16 protein-coding genes and 3 pseudogenes are annotated in these 17,478 nt (G+C 65.5%); 7 read left to right on the forward strand and 12 right to left on the reverse strand.

Annotated elements, in window-relative coordinates; translation table 11 throughout:
- Positions 1 to 32: 32 nt before the first annotated feature.
- From FL344_RS25235 to FL344_RS25260, 6 genes and pseudogenes are all read right to left on the reverse strand, one after another.
- Positions 33 to 194: pseudogene (locus FL344_RS25235) on the reverse strand (DUF2924 domain-containing protein); the annotation flags it as partial.
- 114 nt (positions 195 to 308) lie between these two features.
- Positions 309 to 533, reverse strand: coding sequence for a hypothetical protein (locus tag FL344_RS25240; RefSeq protein WP_141254459.1), 225 nt, complete (start codon positions 531 to 533; stop codon positions 309 to 311).
- Positions 534 to 605: 72 nt separating this feature from the next.
- Positions 606 to 875: a hypothetical protein gene (locus FL344_RS25245; protein WP_141620315.1), complete on the reverse strand. Its 270-nt coding sequence runs from the start codon at positions 873 to 875 to the stop codon at positions 606 to 608.
- Positions 876 to 947: 72 nt separating this feature from the next.
- On the reverse strand, positions 948 to 1,232 hold the full coding sequence (locus FL344_RS25250) for a hypothetical protein (RefSeq protein ID WP_141620316.1): 285 nt from the start codon (positions 1,230 to 1,232) through the stop codon (positions 948 to 950).
- Positions 1,233 to 1,374: 142 nt separating this feature from the next.
- Positions 1,375 to 1,812, reverse strand: a complete 438-nt coding sequence (locus tag FL344_RS25255) for a hypothetical protein (RefSeq protein ID WP_141620317.1) — start codon at positions 1,810 to 1,812, stop codon at positions 1,375 to 1,377.
- Between the two features lie 10 nt (positions 1,813 to 1,822).
- Entirely contained in the window at positions 1,823 to 2,152 is a 330-nt protein-coding gene (locus FL344_RS25260) for a hypothetical protein (RefSeq protein WP_228565353.1), read from the reverse strand.
- A gap of 1 nt (position 2,153) precedes the next feature.
- Here FL344_RS25260 and FL344_RS25265 point away from each other — a divergent pair, with 1 nt between their 5' ends.
- From FL344_RS25265 to FL344_RS25275, 3 genes are all read left to right on the forward strand, one after another.
- Complete coding sequence (locus FL344_RS25265; RefSeq protein ID WP_228565354.1) at positions 2,154 to 2,618, forward strand: hypothetical protein; 465 nt, start codon at positions 2,154 to 2,156, stop codon at positions 2,616 to 2,618.
- Positions 2,619 to 2,961: 343 nt separating this feature from the next.
- The gene (locus FL344_RS25270; protein WP_141620318.1) at positions 2,962 to 3,885 is read left to right on the forward strand and encodes a hypothetical protein; all 924 of its coding nucleotides are present in this window, start codon (positions 2,962 to 2,964) and stop codon (positions 3,883 to 3,885) included.
- Positions 3,886 to 4,554: 669 nt separating this feature from the next.
- A complete protein-coding gene (locus tag FL344_RS25275) occupies positions 4,555 to 6,798 on the forward strand; it encodes a PQQ-dependent sugar dehydrogenase (RefSeq protein ID WP_194863245.1) in 2,244 nt (747 codons plus the stop codon).
- Between the two features lie 190 nt (positions 6,799 to 6,988).
- Here FL344_RS25275 and FL344_RS25280 read toward each other — a convergent pair whose 3' ends face one another.
- A complete protein-coding gene (locus FL344_RS25280; RefSeq protein ID WP_141620320.1) occupies positions 6,989 to 7,345 on the reverse strand; it encodes a hypothetical protein in 357 nt (118 codons plus the stop codon).
- 88 nt (positions 7,346 to 7,433) lie between these two features.
- Positions 7,434 to 8,142, reverse strand: a pseudogene (locus tag FL344_RS25285) (transposase); the annotation flags it as partial.
- Between the two features lie 233 nt (positions 8,143 to 8,375).
- On the opposite strand from FL344_RS25285, the gene FL344_RS25290 reads away from it, so the two are divergent.
- Positions 8,376 to 9,341: an IS630 family transposase gene (locus tag FL344_RS25290; RefSeq protein WP_141620322.1), complete on the forward strand. Its 966-nt coding sequence runs from the start codon at positions 8,376 to 8,378 to the stop codon at positions 9,339 to 9,341.
- A 195-nt stretch (positions 9,342 to 9,536) separates the two neighbouring features.
- Here the strand turns inward: FL344_RS25290 and FL344_RS25295 are convergent.
- The 4 genes and pseudogenes from FL344_RS25295 to FL344_RS25310 all read right to left on the reverse strand — a co-directional run bounded on the left by FL344_RS25295 (position 9,537) and on the right by FL344_RS25310 (position 13,978).
- A pseudogene (locus FL344_RS25295) lies at positions 9,537 to 10,528 on the reverse strand (aldo/keto reductase).
- A 98-nt stretch (positions 10,529 to 10,626) separates the two neighbouring features.
- Positions 10,627 to 11,784: an aldo/keto reductase gene (locus tag FL344_RS25300; RefSeq protein ID WP_141620323.1), complete on the reverse strand. Its 1,158-nt coding sequence runs from the start codon at positions 11,782 to 11,784 to the stop codon at positions 10,627 to 10,629.
- Positions 11,785 to 11,872: 88 nt separating this feature from the next.
- Positions 11,873 to 12,739, reverse strand: a complete 867-nt coding sequence (locus tag FL344_RS25305; RefSeq protein WP_305021772.1) for an aldo/keto reductase — start codon at positions 12,737 to 12,739, stop codon at positions 11,873 to 11,875.
- Between the two features lie 333 nt (positions 12,740 to 13,072).
- Positions 13,073 to 13,978, reverse strand: a complete 906-nt coding sequence (locus FL344_RS25310; RefSeq protein ID WP_141620325.1) for a LysR family transcriptional regulator — start codon at positions 13,976 to 13,978, stop codon at positions 13,073 to 13,075.
- Between the two features lie 415 nt (positions 13,979 to 14,393).
- On the opposite strand from FL344_RS25310, the gene FL344_RS25315 reads away from it, so the two are divergent.
- The 3 genes from FL344_RS25315 to FL344_RS25325 all read left to right on the forward strand — a co-directional run bounded on the left by FL344_RS25315 (position 14,394) and on the right by FL344_RS25325 (position 17,460).
- Positions 14,394 to 15,497: an alpha/beta hydrolase gene (locus tag FL344_RS25315; protein WP_141620326.1), complete on the forward strand. Its 1,104-nt coding sequence runs from the start codon at positions 14,394 to 14,396 to the stop codon at positions 15,495 to 15,497.
- Positions 15,498 to 15,502: 5 nt separating this feature from the next.
- Positions 15,503 to 16,609, forward strand: a complete 1,107-nt coding sequence (locus FL344_RS25320) for an alpha/beta fold hydrolase (protein WP_141620327.1) — start codon at positions 15,503 to 15,505, stop codon at positions 16,607 to 16,609.
- 113 nt (positions 16,610 to 16,722) lie between these two features.
- Entirely contained in the window at positions 16,723 to 17,460 is a 738-nt protein-coding gene (locus FL344_RS25325) for an SDR family oxidoreductase (RefSeq protein WP_141620328.1), read from the forward strand.
- Positions 17,461 to 17,478 lie beyond the last annotated feature (18 nt).

The following is a 17,478-nucleotide window of genomic DNA, read 5'->3' on the forward strand; positions in this document are numbered from 1 at the left end:
GACGTACCTCATTCGCCGCATCGAGGAATCCCTCGCCGCTTCTTCGCGGCGAGGGATTCCTCGATGCGGCGAATGAGGTACGTCTTGTTGGGGCTGCGCGTCTCCTCGCCCACCAATTCGCGGAAGCGGGCGCGCAGTTCCGTCAAATTCATGGACTCCAGCTTCTTCGTCTTCGGGGCGGTGGTGCGGGGCATGGTGGTGTTTTCCTTTCCGGGCTGTGGGTACACGTCTGCCATTCGCAAGGGTGGCCCGGAGGCCCTCATGCGCAGGCGCCCCGCTGGGCGGGGCGTGGTTGTTGAGAGGAGGCGCTACTTGCTGCGGGTGTTGCTGGCGGCGCTCAGGCCGGCCTGATAGGCGGCTTCGAGAGCCTCCTTCAGGCGCCACACCGCCACGTCGTGAAAGTCGAGGCTGTCGCTGTTGCGTGTCTTCAAGGTTTCAATGTTGAGTGCTTCGCTTGCTATGCGTTCGAGGGTTGCCTCGGGTGCCCGGGCAGGCTTCGCGGAGCTGGCGGTGCGTGGCTTGCGGGGTGTCATTGTTTCGTCCTTCCGCGCGCCCTTGGGTGGCGCGCGTGAGGCATACACGCTCTGTTGCGCGCGTATGGCAAGTCATTGTGCGCTGGGATTGCGACGGCTCTTGAGCTGATTCGAGGCGGCAACGCGAGTGCTGCCGGCTGCGTCGAGCCCAGCTTGGTAGGCCGCTTCGAGGGCATCCTTCACTTCCCACACCGCGACTTCGCGGAAGTCGATGGGGCCGATGCGCGTCCGCAGCGTGTCGAAGCCCATGTGCCTGTTGGCGATTCTCTCAAGCGCTGCATCGCGCGATGGGAAGATGGCCTGCTCTTCGGAGGCGCTATACGCCTCGGGGGTGTCTGTCATGGCTTTCTCTGGCGCGCCTGCTCGCGAGCGCGTGCGTGCATACGCGCTCTGTCTCAGGTGCAATGCAAGTCACTATTTGCGCAGGTGCGCGAAGCACTCCAAGTCGATGGCGCGCGGATCGACATGCACAAAGGAGGTGGTGCCGTCCGGGAGAATGGGGGCGGCGTCGATGCAGTCCTCGACCGTGACGCCTCCGAGGCGCGCCAGCTTTTCGTCCGTGTCCGCGTAGTAGTCGTCTGCGTCCGTGTCGGCGTCAGGGCGGGTGCCGCCGCGCAGCACCGCGAAGATGCGGACCTTCTGCCCCCGGAGGCCGGGGATTTCGTTGCCGAGGTAGGTGGTATCAGTGCCGATAACCATGGGTGTCTCCTTGGCGCGCAGTGGGGAGGGCGCGAAGACATACACGCTCTACCTTCGAGCGATAGCAAGCCGAGGAGGGAGGGATTCGGGATGCAGGGGCATGGCGGGCGCAGGGGGGCTCTGTTTTGCTGGCGGTGTATGCCTATTGACTGGGCTCTTCCGGGGCGCCGGGCTGCTCGTCGGGAGGCACCGCGATTCGGAGGCCTTGCGGGAACCAGCGCTCGCGAGCCTCCTGCGACAAGGGGCGCACCACCACCTTGCCGGCACCGCCCCCCTTGGGCTTGAGCACTGTGTGCAGGCGCCCGCGTTGGACGAGCTCGGCATGGAGGTGGCCGACGAGGAGCCGGTGCAGGTGGCCGAAGCTGCCTGGCGCGGGGTGCTCGGGCTCGTCCTCGGCCGCGCGGATGAGGAACTCGGTGGAGCGGCAAGCGGGACAGGGCGGGAGCTGGACGATGCCGTCGTCCACGTCCTCGCGACGCGCGACGCCGACCTCCAGGGTGTCGAGGGCGAGGCGATTGCCGCTGCCGCACCGGGCGCAACGTTGAAGCACGTCCTCGGCGGTGACTTCGTGAATGGCCATAGGGGCGTCCTCACGCGACAGCGGTGTACGAGCCGAACCAGTACGTCGAGGCGAGGCCTGGGAGGGTTTGGTGGGTGTAGAAGGCGAAGCCGTCCCTGTCCGGCGCCATGACGGTGGGATTGCCGATGAAGCTTCCGGCGAAGGCGTAGGGGCTGAGGGTGATGGAGGAGGGCGCGGTGGGAAAGCGACTGCGGAACGTCACCGAGCCGCCCCCGGCCAGGTTGTCGTGCGCGGCGGTGTCGCTGTTGCTGTACTGGAGGCCGAGCCGGCCCACCTCGCGCACGCAGCCCGCCAGCTCGAAGGAGGTGTTGCTGGCGGTGCTACTCAGGGGGAGTCGCAATGTGCGCGTCCAGGAGGCGAAGGTGGCGGTCGGCATCCACGGCCGGGCGGGCGCCTGGCTGGACGCGCTGGGGCTGCGCTGTGCCCGCTTCGACTCCGGAGCCATTATCGGCGCCGCGATGAGCGCCACCGCGATTGGCGGCTCGGGAGGCACGGCCTTCACCAGGGACTGCGGGCCGGGCGCCGTCCTCCACGAAATCACGGGCATCAATGGTTGGGCGAAGGCCCCTGTGAATCAGTCTTGGTGCAGTGAAATCAATCTCTCGACAATATCGGTGTCGTGCAGGAACCTCCAGACAGGCGAGATTGATTCGCTGACGAAGGTGGGGGGGAGCAGCTCCTGCATCCTGGGGAAGGAGACGTACTCCTTCCAATGTGGTGGCAATGGCCTTGTTCGAGGCTTCGTGGTGGATAGCGCGAACACCTCCACATACGTCGGCTACATGCTCGACCTGAGTTGCCGCTAGGCATCCTCCGCTTATCTTCGTCTCCACCAGAGCCAGAGTCCCAGCCCCCGGCCTCCCAGCCCACTCCAGCAGGAGGCAGGGCGGCCGGGGGCCGGCCAGGGCGTGGCTCGTGGAGCGGACATGTCGCTCGCGAACGTGAGGGAGTTGTGGTCGTACCAAGGGCATGGCGCCCCCACCCAGAAACCGTGCCAGCAAATCGTCGTGCTTCACAGGGTATATTGAAAAGTTCGCCCTCGTTGGCTGGTGGATGGAGGGCGCTTTGCTCTCAGGAGGGCCGCCCCCCCCTCGCGGCAAGCCCACTCGTGCCATCAGTGTTTGATTTTTATAGGGAGGTTCATTTCGAATGTTGAATCAAAATCCGGAGTATCAGTCCTGTATCCAGAGCTCGGAGAAGGTCTCCTGGCGCCTTGATGACGTATTGCCCAAGGACACCGTCCTGGATTTCAGTCAGCGGTTCCTTTCGGATACGCTGACGGGCGCGGAAGCCATTCCCTTCCTGAACGCTGAGGAGCGGCTGATGCTGAATCACATCCGCTCCAACAGCTATGCGCACCTGTTCCTGTTCCTGGAGGAGTACGCCGTGGCCCTGGCCGCCCAGCGCGCCAGCCTGGAGCTGCACGGGAACGCGACGCACATGCGCGCGCTCCTGCGCTTCACGGAGGAGGAGCTGAAGCACCAGCAGCTCTTCGCGCGCTTCACCGGCGCGTTCGCCCGGGGGTTCAAGGTCGTCCCCGCCCTGCTCGACAACCACGTCGAGGTGGCGCGGGCCATCATGGCGAAGTCGAACCTGGGGGTGCTCATCTTCAACCTGCACCTGGAGTTGATGACGCAGCAGCACTATCTGGAGACGGTCCGCGGAAACAAGGCGGAGAAGCTGGACCCGCTGTTCTGCAACCTGCTCAAGCACCACTGGCTCGAAGAGGCGCAGCACACCCGGCTGGACTTCCTGGAGGCGCAGAAAATCCTCGCCCGGGAGCCCGATACGTTGGACGAGGCCCTCAGGGAGTACGCGGAGTTGCTCCAGGCGCTGCGGGGGACGTTGAACGCTCAGCTCGCGCTGGATCTCCAGACGCTGGAGAAGGTGGTGGGGCGCACGTTCACCCCGGAGGAACAAAAGCACCTGGCCGAGTCCCAGGAGCGTTCGTATGTCTGGGGTTTCATCGGAATGGGGATGAAGGCGCCCCTCTTCCTCTCCCGCCTGCGCGCGCTCTCCCCCATGGCCGAGCAGCGCGTCCTGGAACTGGCTCCGACGTACTACTGTGATTGAGGCGGGCGTCGGGACCGCCGCCTCGCCGCGGCGGTCCCGACGGGCCCCCCTCTTCTGAGGTTGGCCTAGTCTGGCGCGGCGCGGTGGAGCGCCACGCGCGCGGGTACCTCAAACGCCAGCGCCATGGGCCCGGGCTGTCCCTCTCCCGCTGGCAGTACGTCTCGAAGCGCTCCACGTAGCGATGGGCACGGCTGGCGTCGTAAGGGCGGCCCTTCTTGCCGCACATGCGCATGCTCCCCCCTCCGGTTGCACAGCAGAGAGGGCCGCCTATCTCGCCCGTGGAGCACTCATCGTCCATCCAGCCATCTGTTCGAATGATGCGGCCCGCCTGGGGCTCGTGCGCGCCTCGCTCACTCGCATTGACGCGCTGTCGGAAGTGGACTTGACGCGTCGATGACGCAGCGACCGAATTTTGGGTAGGTACAGCCCCTGGGGCCGAGGGTGGACTCAACGCGCTCAACGACCTTTGGGTGCTTCAAGCGTGCCATTAAGAGTGGGCGCGTGAGCGTTCGGCGGCGTGGTCGTGTCCGGGCCGAGACATCCACGGTAGGAGGCATTGGCGCACTTCATGACGAGGGGGCCGCGCGCAGTCCGGCATCCGGCAGATGCGGGCTCGGACACGAGGCCCGGCCCCTGGCATTCAGCGACACCTCGGACCAGAGCATCGCCATGAGGCAACGACGTCCACCACTCCTGATGCTGGTGAGCCTGGTGTCGCTCGCGATGATGTCGCTCGGCATATTCCTCGCATGTTCTGGCGCCTCGGATGGCCGGGGCGCCGAGCCGCCGGAAGAGCCGGGGGAGGGGGGCCCAGATGGAGGCTTCGATACTGAGGTACTCTTCGGGCTCGACGTGCGGCCCGCGAACCCCACGTGTGTCGCGCCCCCGCGCCCCCTGGCCCCCGCGGGCGCGACTCTCGAGCGCGCTTACCCGGAGCTGAGCTTCACCCAGCCCGTGTTCGCGCTCCAGGCGCCAGGGGACAGCCGCCGCATCTATGTGGTGGAGCGGGGCGGACGGGTCCGCGTCTTCGCCTTGAGCGTCACGCCGGTGACCAGCTCCGTCTTCATTGACCTCTCCGGGCAGGTCAACATGGAGCATGACGAGACGGGTCTGCTCGGCATGGCCTTCCATCCGAACTTCGCCACCAACGGGCAGGTGTTCCTTTCCTACGTGGGGAACAACGCCATGGGGGGCCTTCGCTCGTACATCGTCCGCTATCGGAGCGCGGACGGCGGAGCCACGCTGGACCCGGCGAGCGCGGAGAGCGTGCTCGAACAAGACCAACCCTTCTCGTTCCACAACGGCGGGCACTTAGCGTTCGGCCCGGACGGCTTCCTCTACTTCGCGTTCGGCGATGGGGGCGGTCGCGTGGACCCGAGCCGGAAGGCCCAGAACCCCAACGAGCTATTCGGGAAGATGCTGCGCCTCGACGTGGACAGTGCCCGCCCCTACGCCATCCCACCTGGCAACCCATATGCGACGACCGGCGGCCGGAAGGAAATCTACGCCTCGGGTTTCCGCAACCCCTGGCGCTGGAGCTTCGACCGGGCCACCGGGGCGCTCTGGCTGGGCGACGTGGGAGAGAAGCTCCTCGAGGAGATTAACCGCGTTGAGCTGGGGGGCAACTACGGCTGGAGCGTCTTGGAGGGCTCCGAGTGCGTGCGCGGCGCCGGCTGTGACACCGCCGGGCTGACGCCGCCTGTGGCCGCCTATGGCCGTGCCGAGGGCATCTCCGTCACTGGCGGCTACGTGTACCGGGGCACCGCCGTGCCAGCGCTGGTCGGCAAGTACGTCTTCGGAGACTTCGGCGCGGGCCGTGTCTGGACGCTGCCGGGAGATGCCGTGCCGGACGGCGGAGCGAAGCCGGAGCTGCTGTTCACCACGACGCTCGCCATCTCCTCGTTCGCGGAGATGAACGACGGCGAGTTGCTGGTGGTGGACTTCGCCGGAGGCGGCCTGCACCGCCTCGTCGCCTCGCTGCCCGCTGCGCCGGGGAGCGACGCGTTCCCCACGCACCTATCCGCCACCGGCTGCGCGGACCCGCTGGACGTGAAGCGGCCCGCCGTGGGGCTCATCCCCTATGGCGTGAATGCCCCGCTCTGGTCGGACGGCGCGCAGAAGGAGCGTTTCATCGGGGTGCCGGACGGCACGTCGATGTCGGTGGGCCCGGAGGGCGTCCTGGAGGCACCTCCCGGCACGGTGGCGGTGAAGACGTTCATGGTCGGCGGCCGTCTCGTGGAGACACGGCTCTTCATGCGCCACCCGGACGGCGTCTGGGCGGGCTACACGTACGAGTGGAACGACGCGGGCACGGACGCGGTGCTACTGGAGACGGGCAAGGTGAAGACAGTGGGCACCCAGACGTGGACCTTTCCCAGCCGGGGCGAGTGCATGCAGTGTCACACCGCCGCCGCGAGGTTCTTGCTGGGGCTGGAGGTGGCCCAGCTCAACCGCGACTTCGAGTACCCCGGAGCGCGCGTGGCCTCGCAGTTGGGAACGCTGGCACACATCGGCGTGCTGACGTTGCCCTCCGGCGTGGACCAGTTCCCCCGGATGCCGGCCTACGACGGTCCGGAGCCCGTGGAGGCGCGGGCGCGGGCGTACCTCCATGTGAACTGCGCCGTCTGTCACCGGCCCAATGGCCTGGGGCGGGGGGAGTTGGACCTGCGCTACTCCACGTCCGTGCCGGCCATGAAGGTCTGCGGCGTGGCCCCGCAGTATGGGGAGCTGGGCATTGCGGGGGCCCTGCTCATCGCGCCGGGAGCCCCCTCGAAGTCGGTGCTGTCGCGGCGCATGCACTCCCTCTCGACGTCACGCATGCCACCGCTCGCCACCGCCATCCTCGACACGGAGGGCACGACGCTGGTGGATGGTTGGATTACCTCCATGCCAGTGTGCCCCGCGGAGCTCTGAGCCGGAAGGGGGCGTGTGCCGGGCCCTGGGGGGGGCCAGGCACTGCAGGCGGGCTGCTGTACGGTTTCCGGCGTGGCCCTGTCATCATGACGGTCTTACGCGCGCCTCGCTCACTCGCATTGACGCGCTGTCGAATGTTGCCGTGACGCACGCATGACGTGGCGAGCGAGCCTCGTAGGCACACAAGCCATCATGGGGCTTCCTCGAGGACGAAGCCGTACTGGGTAACAACCCCCTCGACGCTCGGGTCCAGAAGGCAGTGCACGTACACTGGCTGCTCGGTCACGCGCGCCGTGGTGAGGAAGTCCCAGGTCACCGCTCCTTGGATCGGCACGATGAGCCGCTTTCCCACCGGGCCCGATGGAGTTTCGAGTTTCAGCAGGAGCCACGCTCGGCCTCTGCCGCTCCGCATGGCGCCGAGATCCTTGATGACGGCGACATAGCGTTTCCCCTCGCGACGGACGCGCTCGACTGCCTTCTTCTCGCCGGACAGAAGGACTAAGAACAAGAGTCCCAGGAGGGCGGTGAGCGCGAGGGCAATGATCATCGAACCAACCTACACGGCTCGTGAGGGTCAAGTCCCGAATTTTGAGTCGTGGGTTCGGAGGAGAACGGGAAGGAAAGCTCCACGGGCATCATGATTCGGAGGCTGGGATTGAGTTCAGCAAGGACATGTCGATGTAGCGGCGGTCATCCCAGACGCCAGTGACTTCGAGAGGGACAGCGGTGATGAGGCACAGAGCGCTGGCACGGTCCGGGAAGGCACCGACAGCACGGATGCAGCGCTTGGCCTCACCGCGGAGGCGCTCCAATCCGTTGGTGCTGCGCAGGCGCTTGCAGTGGGCCTTGGGGAAGGCGAACAAGCAGGTGGCGGCGGCGAAGCCCTCTCGCACGCACGCCATGGCTTCGAGGACCTGACGCCCCAACCCCTCCTGGAGGGCCTCCAGTCTCTTCCTGGCGTCCTGACGGGAGGCGGCCTCGAAGACGGCAGACGTCTCCTTGCCCAGCCGTCCGCGCAGCCTCCAGGGGGCATTGGCGAGGATGTTTCGCGTCAACTGCACCGTGCAGCGCTGCAGCTGCGCTTCGGGCAAGGCGTGCCGGGCCGTGGCGGTCAGGCCCTCGTGCCCGTCGGCAATGATGAGACGCACGCACCTCAGCCCCCGCTCGAGGAGTTGGCGCAGCAACGCCAGCCACGAGTCCGCCGAGTCGCTGCCGCCCAGCGTCAACGCCAGCAGGTGCCGGTGCCCATCCTCGCCCACCCCGTAGGCCACCAGCGCGGAGACACTCTGCCCCGTGCGCACCCACCTCGCGTCCAGGAAGGTGGCCATCCAGGTAGAGGTAGGGAAAGGCCTAAACCACCGCTCGTGATTCTCGATCGCGGTTGGTGAGCGGGCGGGCGCGCGGGGCGCGAGGAAGAGGCAGGGGCACATCCCGTTCGGCTCTGTGTGCGCAGAAGACCAGGAAGCGGAAAGGCCCCGCCCAGGGACAAAGGTACGCCCCGTCTGTCGCGGCTGCAGCGCCGCTCCCTCATCCTCTGGGGTGAAAGGAGCGGCTGCCCGCTCACCCTGCGGCGGTGCATGGCAGTGGTGGGAGTGTCGCGCGGCCACTCGTGCAGCGAGGTCGCACGTGCGCTGGCGTGCGCCACCTCCACCGTCGTCTCCGCGGTCAATCGCTACCGGACGGGACGGCGTAAAGCCCTGTTGGACCGCAGGGCAGCCAATGGCGAGGCGGAGGTGGATGAGCGCTTCCTCGCCATTCTCTCGCGTGTGCTGGCGGGTACTCCCGAAGAGGTGGGCTGGTGCCGCCCGACGTGGACGCGGGAGTTGCTCGCGCTGGAGATGGAGCGCCGGGGCTTGGCGCGGGTGTCGGTTGTCACCATGGGCCGTGCGCTTGCCACCCTCGGTGCGAGCCTGAAGGCGGCCAAACCCGTCGTGGGCTGCCCTTGGCCGGGCTGGAAGCGGCGCCGGCGTCTATTCGAGCTGCGGTGCCTGGAAGCATATGCCCGGTCCGAGGAGCCGGTCCTCTACGTGGACGAGGTGGACAGCCATCTCAACCCGAAGGTGGGGCGCGACTGGTGCCTGCCCGGCCAGCGCCGAGTGGTACTCACGCCAGGCAACAACAAGAAGCGATACCTGGCTGGCGCCCTGGACTCGAAGACGGGCCGCCTCACCTGGGTGGAAGGCAAGTCGAAGGCCAGCTCACTCTTCATCCAACTCCTTTGGCGCATCTGCGGTGAGTACCGTGGCGCCCCACGAATCCACCTTATCTTGGACAACGCCTCCATCCACAGCAGCAAGAAGACGAAGAAGGCGCTCGAGCAACTCGACGGCCGGATTGTCCTCCACTTCCTGCCGCCTTACTGCCCGGACGCCAATCGCATTGAGCGCGTCTGGCTGGACCTCCACTCCAATGTCACCCGCAACCATCGCTGCCGCACCCTCCAGAAGCTGATGCGGCGCGTCCATGCCTACCTGCACGCTCGCAACGCCCAGCGTCGTGCCAGTCCTATCCTCCGCAAGGTCCATCTGCGGCGCGCCGCCTGAGTGCGTGCGAGATTCGTGATCGGGCGTTTAGGCTGGGGGCGCAGCGCCTCCACCTTCTTCTCCAGCGTTCGTGTCTCCCGGCTCACCGAGGACCGCGCGCCTCGCTCGCTCGCAGTGACGCAATGTCTGAAGTGGCCTGGCGCATCTACGACGCAGCGACTGAATTTGGGATAGGTACACCGGTGTCGCGGACGTTCAGCGTCCCACTCGCGCCTGCAGGTGCGCAGGGTAGCGGTCACCGTGAATGGTGAGCCAGGCCGCCGCTCCGTCGATTTGCCGCAGGTCGTCGGGCGAGAGCTCGACATTCGCCGCGCCGAGGTTCTCCTCGAGGCGGTGCAGCTTCGTTGTCCCCGGGATGGGAACGATCCAAGGCTTCTGCGCGAGCAGCCACGCGAGCGCGACCTGCGCCGGCGTCGCCCGCTTCCTTGAGGCTACCTGCTTGATGAAGTCCACGAACGCTTGGTTCTCCCTGATGTTCTCGGGCGTGAAGCGGGGGAACGTCGTACCGCGCAGGTCGCCGCTTCCGAACTCCGTGCTCTCGGTAATCTTCCCCGTGAGGAAGCCCTTGCCCAAGGGGCTGAAGGGAACGAAGCCGATGCCGAGTTCCTCGCAGGTTGGCAGCACTGCCTGCTCGGGCTCGCGCCACCAGAGAGAGAGTATTCGCTCTGGACCGCAGTGACGGGCTGCACGGCGTGGGCGCGCCGGATCGTCTCGACGCCAGCCTCTGAGAGACCAAAGTGCCTGACCTTGCCCTCGGTGATCATCTCCCTGATCGTCCCGGCGACGTCCTCGATTGGCACGTTTGGATCGACGCGATGCTGATAGTACAGGTCGATGGCGTCGACACGCAGGCGCCGGAGCGAGCCTTCCGTCACCTTACGGATGTTCTCCGGGCGACTGTTCAGCACCTGCTGGCCAGCGGGCACGTCGAGGTCGAAGCCGAACTTGGTGGCAATCACCACCTGTCCGCGGAACGGCGCGAGCGCCTCCCCGACGAGCTCCTCGTTCTCCGCACCATAGATTTGCGCCGTGTCGAAGAAGGTCACGCCACGCTCGAAGGCCGCGCGGACGATCTTGATGGCCTGCTGCCTGGCGGTGGCGGGCCCATAGCCGTGGCTCAGCCCCATGGCCCCGTAGCCAATCGAAGAGACCTCGACTCCGTTCCTACCCAACGCACGCTTCCTCATCTCGCATCTCCTTCCAAACGTCCTGCGGGCGCGCTCCAGTGGATGGGGTGACGCACCGCGGTGAAGCCCTGCCGCTCATGAATCGAGTCATCGCGGCCTTACTTTTTCAGGGGCGCCTCGACCCCCGAGAAAACCAGCGCCTGTTCCGGGAGCCGGGCGCCGCGAATCTCGACCTCAGAGATGGTGTTGTTCAGCTCAGCGAGTTCGGCCGGCGAGAAGCGCACGTCAACCGCCCTGATGTTCTCGAGCATGTGCGCCATCTGTGTCGTCCCCGGGATGGGGACAATCCAGGGCTTTTGCGCCATCAGCCAGGCCAGAGCGAGCTGGGCAGGAGTGGCTCGCTTTCGCTCGGCCCAGCGCTTGACCCGTTCGATGAGAGCCAGGTTGTGCGGCAGGTTCTCGGGAGAGAAGCGGGACTCGACGCCGCGAATGTCGCCTGGCGCGAAGCGCGTGTTCGCGTCGATGGCCCCTGTGAGGAACCCCACGCCGAGTGGGCTCCAAGGCACGAAGCCGATGCCCAGCTCCTCGCAGAGCGGAATGATGACCGCCTCGGGGCCACGCCACAGCATCGAGTACTCGTTCTGGACGGCACTCACGGGCAGCGCGGCATGCGCGCGGCGCAGCGTCTTCGGCCCCATTTCGGAGAGGCCCCAGTGCAGCACCTTGCCCTGGGCCATCAGGTCCTTGACCGCCCCGGCGACGTCCTCGATGGGGACCTCCGGGTCAACCCGATGCTGGTAGAGGAGATCGATACGGTCGGTGCTGAGGCGCTTGAGCATGCCCTCGGCGGCCAACTTGATACGCTCCGGGCGGCTATTGAGGCCTGGGCGACGCTCGCCGGTCTCAAGGTCGATGTTCCAACCGAACTTGGAGGCGATGACGACCTTGTCCCGGAACGGAGCAACGCCCTCGCCGAGAATGCGTTCGACCTCATGAGGACCGTATGCCTCGGCTGCATCGAAGAAGGTGACGCCCCGGTCGTGGGCGGTCCGGATGATGTTGAGCATCTCGGGCCGGCTCGGAACCGTGGTCTGGTAAGTGCGGCTCATATTTTGGACGCCGAGCCCGACGCTGGAAACCTCCAGCGAGCCCAGGCTTCGCCGTCCGATTGCCTTGGGCGCCGGTGTCCCGCTCGATGCCGCCGGCTTTGCGGAGGACTGCGTGGCCGTGCAGCCTAGGAGCGGGGTGGCGGACAGGGCTCCAGCCGACAGCAGGAAGGAGCGGCGTCCCAGCTTGTTCTTACGTTCCGATGCCATGTGCAGTCGTTTTCTCGATGAAGGGCGTTCAGTTCGTCGCGCACGAGTCATCTCCGTGCGTCTGCGGTCTACGTCACGGCGGGGGGCGTTACGCCTCGGGGATCGCTTTGCCGTAGTTGGCGAGGGTGATGCTGTCGGGGGCCGGTCCGCCGCGCACCTGGGTATCGAGCGCGTCGATGGCGGCCAACTGCTCGCGCGTGAGCTCGAAGTCGAAGACGTCGAAGTTCTCGGCGATGCGCGCGGGCTTGACCGACTTCGGGATTGCCGAACGGCCCTTTTGCAGGTGCCAGCGGAGCATCACCTGGGCGGCGGACTTGCCGTACTGGCGCGCAATCCCGAGCAGCGTCGGATTGTCCAACGGGGTCTTCTCTTGGCCCCCGTAGGTGATGACGCCGCCGATGGGCGACCAGGCCTGGGTCGCAATCCCGTGCTTCTCGTGCGCGCGCTGCAGTGCCGTCTGCTGAAAGAACGGATGCACTTCGATCTGATTCACGGCGGGCACGACGGACGCTGCGCTCAGCAGGCGGTCGAGGTGCTCGGGCATGAAGTTGCTCACGCCGATTGCGCGCACCCTGCCGTCCGCGAGCAGCTTCTCGAGCGCACGGTAGGCTTCGAGCGTGCGGTCGAACGCCGATGGCAGCGGCTGATGCAGGAGCAGTAGGTCGAGCCGCTCGACGCCGAGCTTGCGAGCGCTTTTGTCGAACGCGTGCAGAGTGGCCTCGTAGCCGTAGTCGCTGATCCAGACCTTCGTCTCGATGAACACCTCGTCGCGGGGAATGCCGGACCGACGGATGCCTTCACCGACCTCGCGCTCGTTGGCGTACGCGGCGGCGGTATCAATCAGCCGGTAGCCGGTACCGATGGCTGCCTCGACGGCACCCACGGTCTCTGCCGGCGGGCTCTGGAAAACGCCAAGCCCCAGGGCCGGCATCCGCACGCCGTTGTTGAAGGTCATGAGAGGGCTCTTCGTGCTCATCGTCCTGTTTCCCCTGCGCGTCCGTTGCGCGGTTCGTGGCGGGCCTCGGCTCGAGGACCTTCACCCACACGAAGAAAAGTAGTCAGGGGAGGCTGCACGGAACTAGCGGGCGAGAGGGCGAAGGGCCTTGAAGCTGCGGTTGAAAGTGGCTGCTGCCAAGACACTTCCCTGTCGGAGCGTCGGCACCCGCACCTGGTTCGAGGTGGGCCGGCAGGCGTCCTATCGGGCGTCCAAGGCAAACGATGGCCGCCCTTCATCAGTCTTGAGTCTTGGACTTGACGAGCGCGGGTCGCTCCCCGACACCGGGCGGCTTCACAACGCCTTGATGGCCAGTTCCTTGGCTACGTCGATGAAGAGGCGCAGAGGCGCCGAACGCCGCGCCCGGCTGGGGAAGTAGATGAAGTAGCCGGGCACCGTGGGCGCGTACTCCTCAAGCACACGCACGAGTCTCCCAGTGCGCAGAGCCTCTTTCACTGCAGGCTCAAAGGCATAGGCCAACCCCATGCCCTGCTCCACGAGTGCCTGCGTCAATAGACGGTGGTTAGTGACGACTCCGCCGCGTACCGGCACCCGCCAGTTCCTCTTTCCTCGTTCCAGCTCCCAGGCATAGAGCCCCCCGCTAGAGGGCATACGAATGGTGAAGCACTCGTGGCGCAGCAGATCCTCGGGCTTCTGGGGCGTGCCGCGCCTCGCGAGGTAGGAGGGGGCGCCCACGACAACGAAGCGGAACGCTTCGGTGAGGCGTACCTGCACCATGTCGCGCTCGATGGCCTCGTGCAGGCGGACACCCGCGTCGTAGCCCTCCGCCACGATGTCGACGAGGCGGTTCTCGACGACGACCTCCACCTCTACCCGCGGGTGGCGCGCACGGAATGCAGGCAGCACCGGTGTCATGACGAAGGGCACGGCAATCTCCGGTACCGTCAGTTTCAGGCGCCCCACTGCTTCGCCCGGCTGCGCCGACACTTCCGTGAGGCTCGCGAGCACCTGATTGAGTCCTGGACCTGCGCCTTCCAACAGCCTCCGCCCTGCGTCGGTAAGTGACATGCTTCGCGTGGTGCGGGCGAAGAGCACGACGCCCAGCTGTGTTTCGAGCTGGCGCACGGACTGACTCACCGCGGCCGGAGAGACGCCGAGTTCACGCGCTGCGGAGCTGAAGCTCCCAAGACGCGCCACCACGAGGAACACCTGGAGCTGCGGGAGGAGCGTCGTCTTCATGGCGTGCATCCCTTCGGGCCTCCGATGCTTCGCTCTGCTGGCACGTGGTGCACCGCATGCCGGTAGTCCGTTCGATGGCGACCTTCTAGCAGGTGCCCATCTTAAAGCGCAGGTTTAAAGCCCTTCGCTTCCTCGCCACCTAGTCTGATGAGGCCGGGGCAGATAGTTTCTGGCCGTGTCAGTGAGGGCACTTACTCCTGCCAGAAAGCCGTGATGGCCCCTGGCCGTCGAGGCGGCCAGCCGATTGGTGACCGCTTCCTGGACCTTTGATCTCGACCGCGGAGGCGCTGCGCGAGAGCGGCGAGGCCGCGTCGAAGAGCCCTCAGTGCAGGGGGGCAGGGCTGCCCGAGAGCATCCTTTGGCTCACGGATAGCGACCTTCCGTCAACGAAGGCAAGCCAAGGAGAGGCAACGCCATGAAGCGAAGCGCATCGGTCCACCTTTTGCTCGTCGCGAGCGCGATGATGATGTCGTGCGCGAAAGCTGCCACAGTCCGCGCGGACGGTCGTGAGTCATCAGTCCTCGTCACGCCAGGCAACGGGACCAATCCCTTCACTCTGGTCTACGGGGGCGCGATTACGAAGAACGAGCCCGGCAAGGTCAACATGCATGCCGTCACGTATAAGCTGAATGGCTTGGATATTGCGGCCAACGTTTACACTCCCGCCAACTATGATTCGAAGAAGTCTTATCCGGCTGTCGTGGTGGCGCACCCGAATGGTGGGGTAAAGGAGCAGGTGGCCGGCTTGTACGCGCAGCGGTTGGCGGAGCAGGGATACATCACGATTGCGGCGGATGCGGCATATCAGGGGGCAAGCGGCGGCCAGCCGCGCAATGTGGACAAGCCCGCATACCGCATCGAGGACATCCACGGCATGGCGGACTTCATCGCGCGGTATCCGGGCGTCGATGTCACACGTCTGGGCTTGCTCGGAATCTGTGGTGGCGGCGGATACTCATTGAAAGCCGCGCAAACTGACAAGCGATTCAAGGCGATTGCGACCTTGAGCATGTTCAACTCCGGGCGGGTGCGTCGCAACGGCTACATGGATTCGCAACTGTCCACCATCCAGGAGCGCCTGCAGCAGGCTTCGGCTGCCCGTGTCCAGGAGGCGGCTGGCGGGGAGGTTCTCTATTCGGGGGACGCCAATCTGACTGATGAGCAGATCGCCAAACTGCCGTTCGATCTGTATCGGCAGGGTTACGAGTACTACTGGAAGACGCACACGCACCCCGGTTCGACCTTCAAGTACACGACGAGCAGTTTACTGGACCTGATGAGCTTCGACGCCACTGACCAGCTTGAGTTGCTCGATATACCCTTGCTGATGATCGCGGGGAGCAAGGCCGACAGTCTCTACATGACCGAGGATGCGTTCGCCAAGGCCACCGGCGCGAAGAACAAGGAACTCTTCAAGATCGACGGCGCCACGCATATCGAGACCTACTGGGTTCCCAAGTATGTGGACGCCGCAATGAACAAGCTGACGGAGTTCTTCGGAACGTCGCTCGGGAGGTGATGACAATGCGGACGGTATGGTGGATTCGACTGTGGCTCGTCGCGTCGCTCCTCGGGTCGAGCGCCTGCGTGAGGGTTGCCCGAAGCGATGAACCGGCGTCGGCGTCGACTGCCCTCGTCCTCAAGGAGCAGGGGAGCTTCGCCGTAGGCGGGACCGTCGTGACCAGCCCTGGTACCTTCAACCCACTCCATCCGTCGTCGGAGGGCGGCACGCTCCATGGAGATCACGCGTACGTCTTCTACCAAGTCCCGGCCGACGCGCGCCCACTACCCCTCGTCTTTTGGCACGGCGCGGGGCAGTTCTCGAAGACCTGGGAAACGACCGCGGACGGGCGCGAGGGCTTTCAGAACCTCTTTCTGCGCCGCCGGTTCTCAGTATACCTGCTTGACCAGCCGCGTCGCGGCGACGCGGGACGTAGCACCGTGGCCTCGGCCATTCCCGCGACGACTGACGACCAGATGTGGTTCGGCATGTTTCGCATTGGAGTCTGGCCCGACTACTTTCCGGGCGTCCAGTTCTCGCGTGCGCCCGAGGCGCTCAACCAGTTCTTCCGCTCGATGACGCCGAACACGGGGCCCTATGACGCGGACGTAAACGCGAGCGCTGTCGCAGCGCTTTTTGAGAAGATCGGCCCAGGCGTCCTCGTCACCCACTCGCAAGGTGGCGGTCCAGGCTGGCTCACTGTGATGAAGTCGTCCAAGGTCCGCGCGGTCGTATCCTACGAGCCTGGCAGCGGTTTCGTTTTTCCAGAGGGCGAGGTGCCCGCACCGATGCCCAGTCTCACGGGACCGCTTGAGCCTGTGGGGGTTCCTCTCGAGCAGTTCATGGCGCTGACGAAAATCCCCATTGCGATCTACTTTGGAGACAACATCCCCGCTGAGCCGTCGCCGAACCCCGGTCAGGACAACTGGCGCGTTCGGCTCGCGATGGCACGGCTTTGGCGCGACGCGGTCAATCGCCATGGTGGTGATGTCACTGTCATTCATCTCCCAGGACTTGGGATCCGGGGCAACACCCACTTCCCGTTTTCCGACACAAACAACGCCGAGATTGCGAATCTGCTGTCGAAGTTCCTTGCGGAGAAGCATCTCGATGGCGGTGGAGGCCCATGAACGGCACTCGAGTCAGTAGCATCGCGGAGGCGTAGGAGAGGCATCGACACGATGCGTATCGAGTCCAGTCGGGGCCACAACTCACGCCGTAGCGGAAGGATGGAGTTCATCCGATGGAAAACATTGCAGGCAAGGTTGTCGTTATTACCGGCGCCAGCTCGGGCCTTGGCGCTGAAACGGCACGGCACCTGGTGAAAGAAGGTGCGAGGGTCGCGCTCGGAGCACGTCGCCTGGATCGACTTGAAGCGTTGGCTGGGGAACTGGGCAGAGAGAACTGCATCGTCTTCAAAATGGACGTAAGAGAGCGCGAGCAGGTCCAGGCCTTTGTCGAGCATGCGATCAAGACGTTTGGGCGCATCGACGTGATGCTCAACAACGCGGGCGTTATGCCGCTCGCGCCACTCGAGATGCTGCGCTTCGATGAGTGGAATCAGTGCATTGATGTGAACATCAAGGGAGTGCTGTGGGGCATTGCCGCCGCGCTTCCCCATTTCAAGGCGCAGAAGGCCGGCCAGTTCATCAATGTCGCCTCCGTTGCTGGCCATAAGGTTGGCATCGGCGGCGCAATCTATTCGGCTAGTAAATACTCCGTTCGCGTTATCTCCGAAGCGCTGCGCCAGGAGGTGAAGGCCTACAACATCCGCACCACCGTCCTGTCGCCGGGCGCAGTGGATACGGAGCTGCCCGCCTCGGTCGGCGCCGAAGGTGTCGCCGCTGGGGTCGCACTGTTCTACGAGACCCACGCCATCCCAGCCTCGAGCTTCGCACGCTGCGTTCTCTTTGCGATGAGCCAGCCCGAGGACGTAGACATCAACGAAATCCTGTTCCGTCCTACGAAGCAGGAGCTTTGAGGCGAACCTCAGGAAGGA

This window comes from Myxococcus sp. AB036A (genome assembly GCF_006547355.1).
Taxonomy (GTDB): Bacteria; Myxococcota; Myxococcia; order Myxococcales; family Myxococcaceae; genus Myxococcus; species Myxococcus virescens.

Excerpts from the sequence above, each read along its gene's own strand:
- FL344_RS25240 (WP_141254459.1), bottom strand. The coding sequence starts at position 533 with ATGACACCCCGCAAGCCACGCACCGCCAGCTCCGCGAAGCCTGCCCGG.
- FL344_RS25245 (WP_141620315.1), bottom strand. The coding sequence starts at position 875 with ATGACAGACACCCCCGAGGCGTATAGCGCCTCCGAAGAGCAGGCCATC.
- FL344_RS25250 (WP_141620316.1), bottom strand. The coding sequence starts at position 1,232 with ATGGTTATCGGCACTGATACCACCTACCTCGGCAACGAAATCCCCGGC.
- FL344_RS25255 (WP_141620317.1), bottom strand. The coding sequence starts at position 1,812 with ATGGCCATTCACGAAGTCACCGCCGAGGACGTGCTTCAACGTTGCGCC.
- FL344_RS25270 (WP_141620318.1), top strand. The coding sequence starts at position 2,962 with ATGTTGAATCAAAATCCGGAGTATCAGTCCTGTATCCAGAGCTCGGAG.
- FL344_RS25275 (WP_194863245.1), top strand. The coding sequence starts at position 4,555 with ATGAGGCAACGACGTCCACCACTCCTGATGCTGGTGAGCCTGGTGTCG.
- FL344_RS25280 (WP_141620320.1), bottom strand. The coding sequence starts at position 7,345 with ATGATCATTGCCCTCGCGCTCACCGCCCTCCTGGGACTCTTGTTCTTA.
- FL344_RS25290 (WP_141620322.1), top strand. The coding sequence starts at position 8,376 with ATGGCAGTGGTGGGAGTGTCGCGCGGCCACTCGTGCAGCGAGGTCGCA.
- FL344_RS25300 (WP_141620323.1), bottom strand. The coding sequence starts at position 11,784 with ATGGCATCGGAACGTAAGAACAAGCTGGGACGCCGCTCCTTCCTGCTG.
- FL344_RS25305 (WP_305021772.1), bottom strand. The coding sequence starts at position 12,739 with ATGACCTTCAACAACGGCGTGCGGATGCCGGCCCTGGGGCTTGGCGTT.
- FL344_RS25310 (WP_141620325.1), bottom strand. The coding sequence starts at position 13,978 with ATGAAGACGACGCTCCTCCCGCAGCTCCAGGTGTTCCTCGTGGTGGCG.
- FL344_RS25315 (WP_141620326.1), top strand. The coding sequence starts at position 14,394 with ATGAAGCGAAGCGCATCGGTCCACCTTTTGCTCGTCGCGAGCGCGATG.
- FL344_RS25320 (WP_141620327.1), top strand. The coding sequence starts at position 15,503 with ATGCGGACGGTATGGTGGATTCGACTGTGGCTCGTCGCGTCGCTCCTC.
- FL344_RS25325 (WP_141620328.1), top strand. The coding sequence starts at position 16,723 with ATGGAAAACATTGCAGGCAAGGTTGTCGTTATTACCGGCGCCAGCTCG.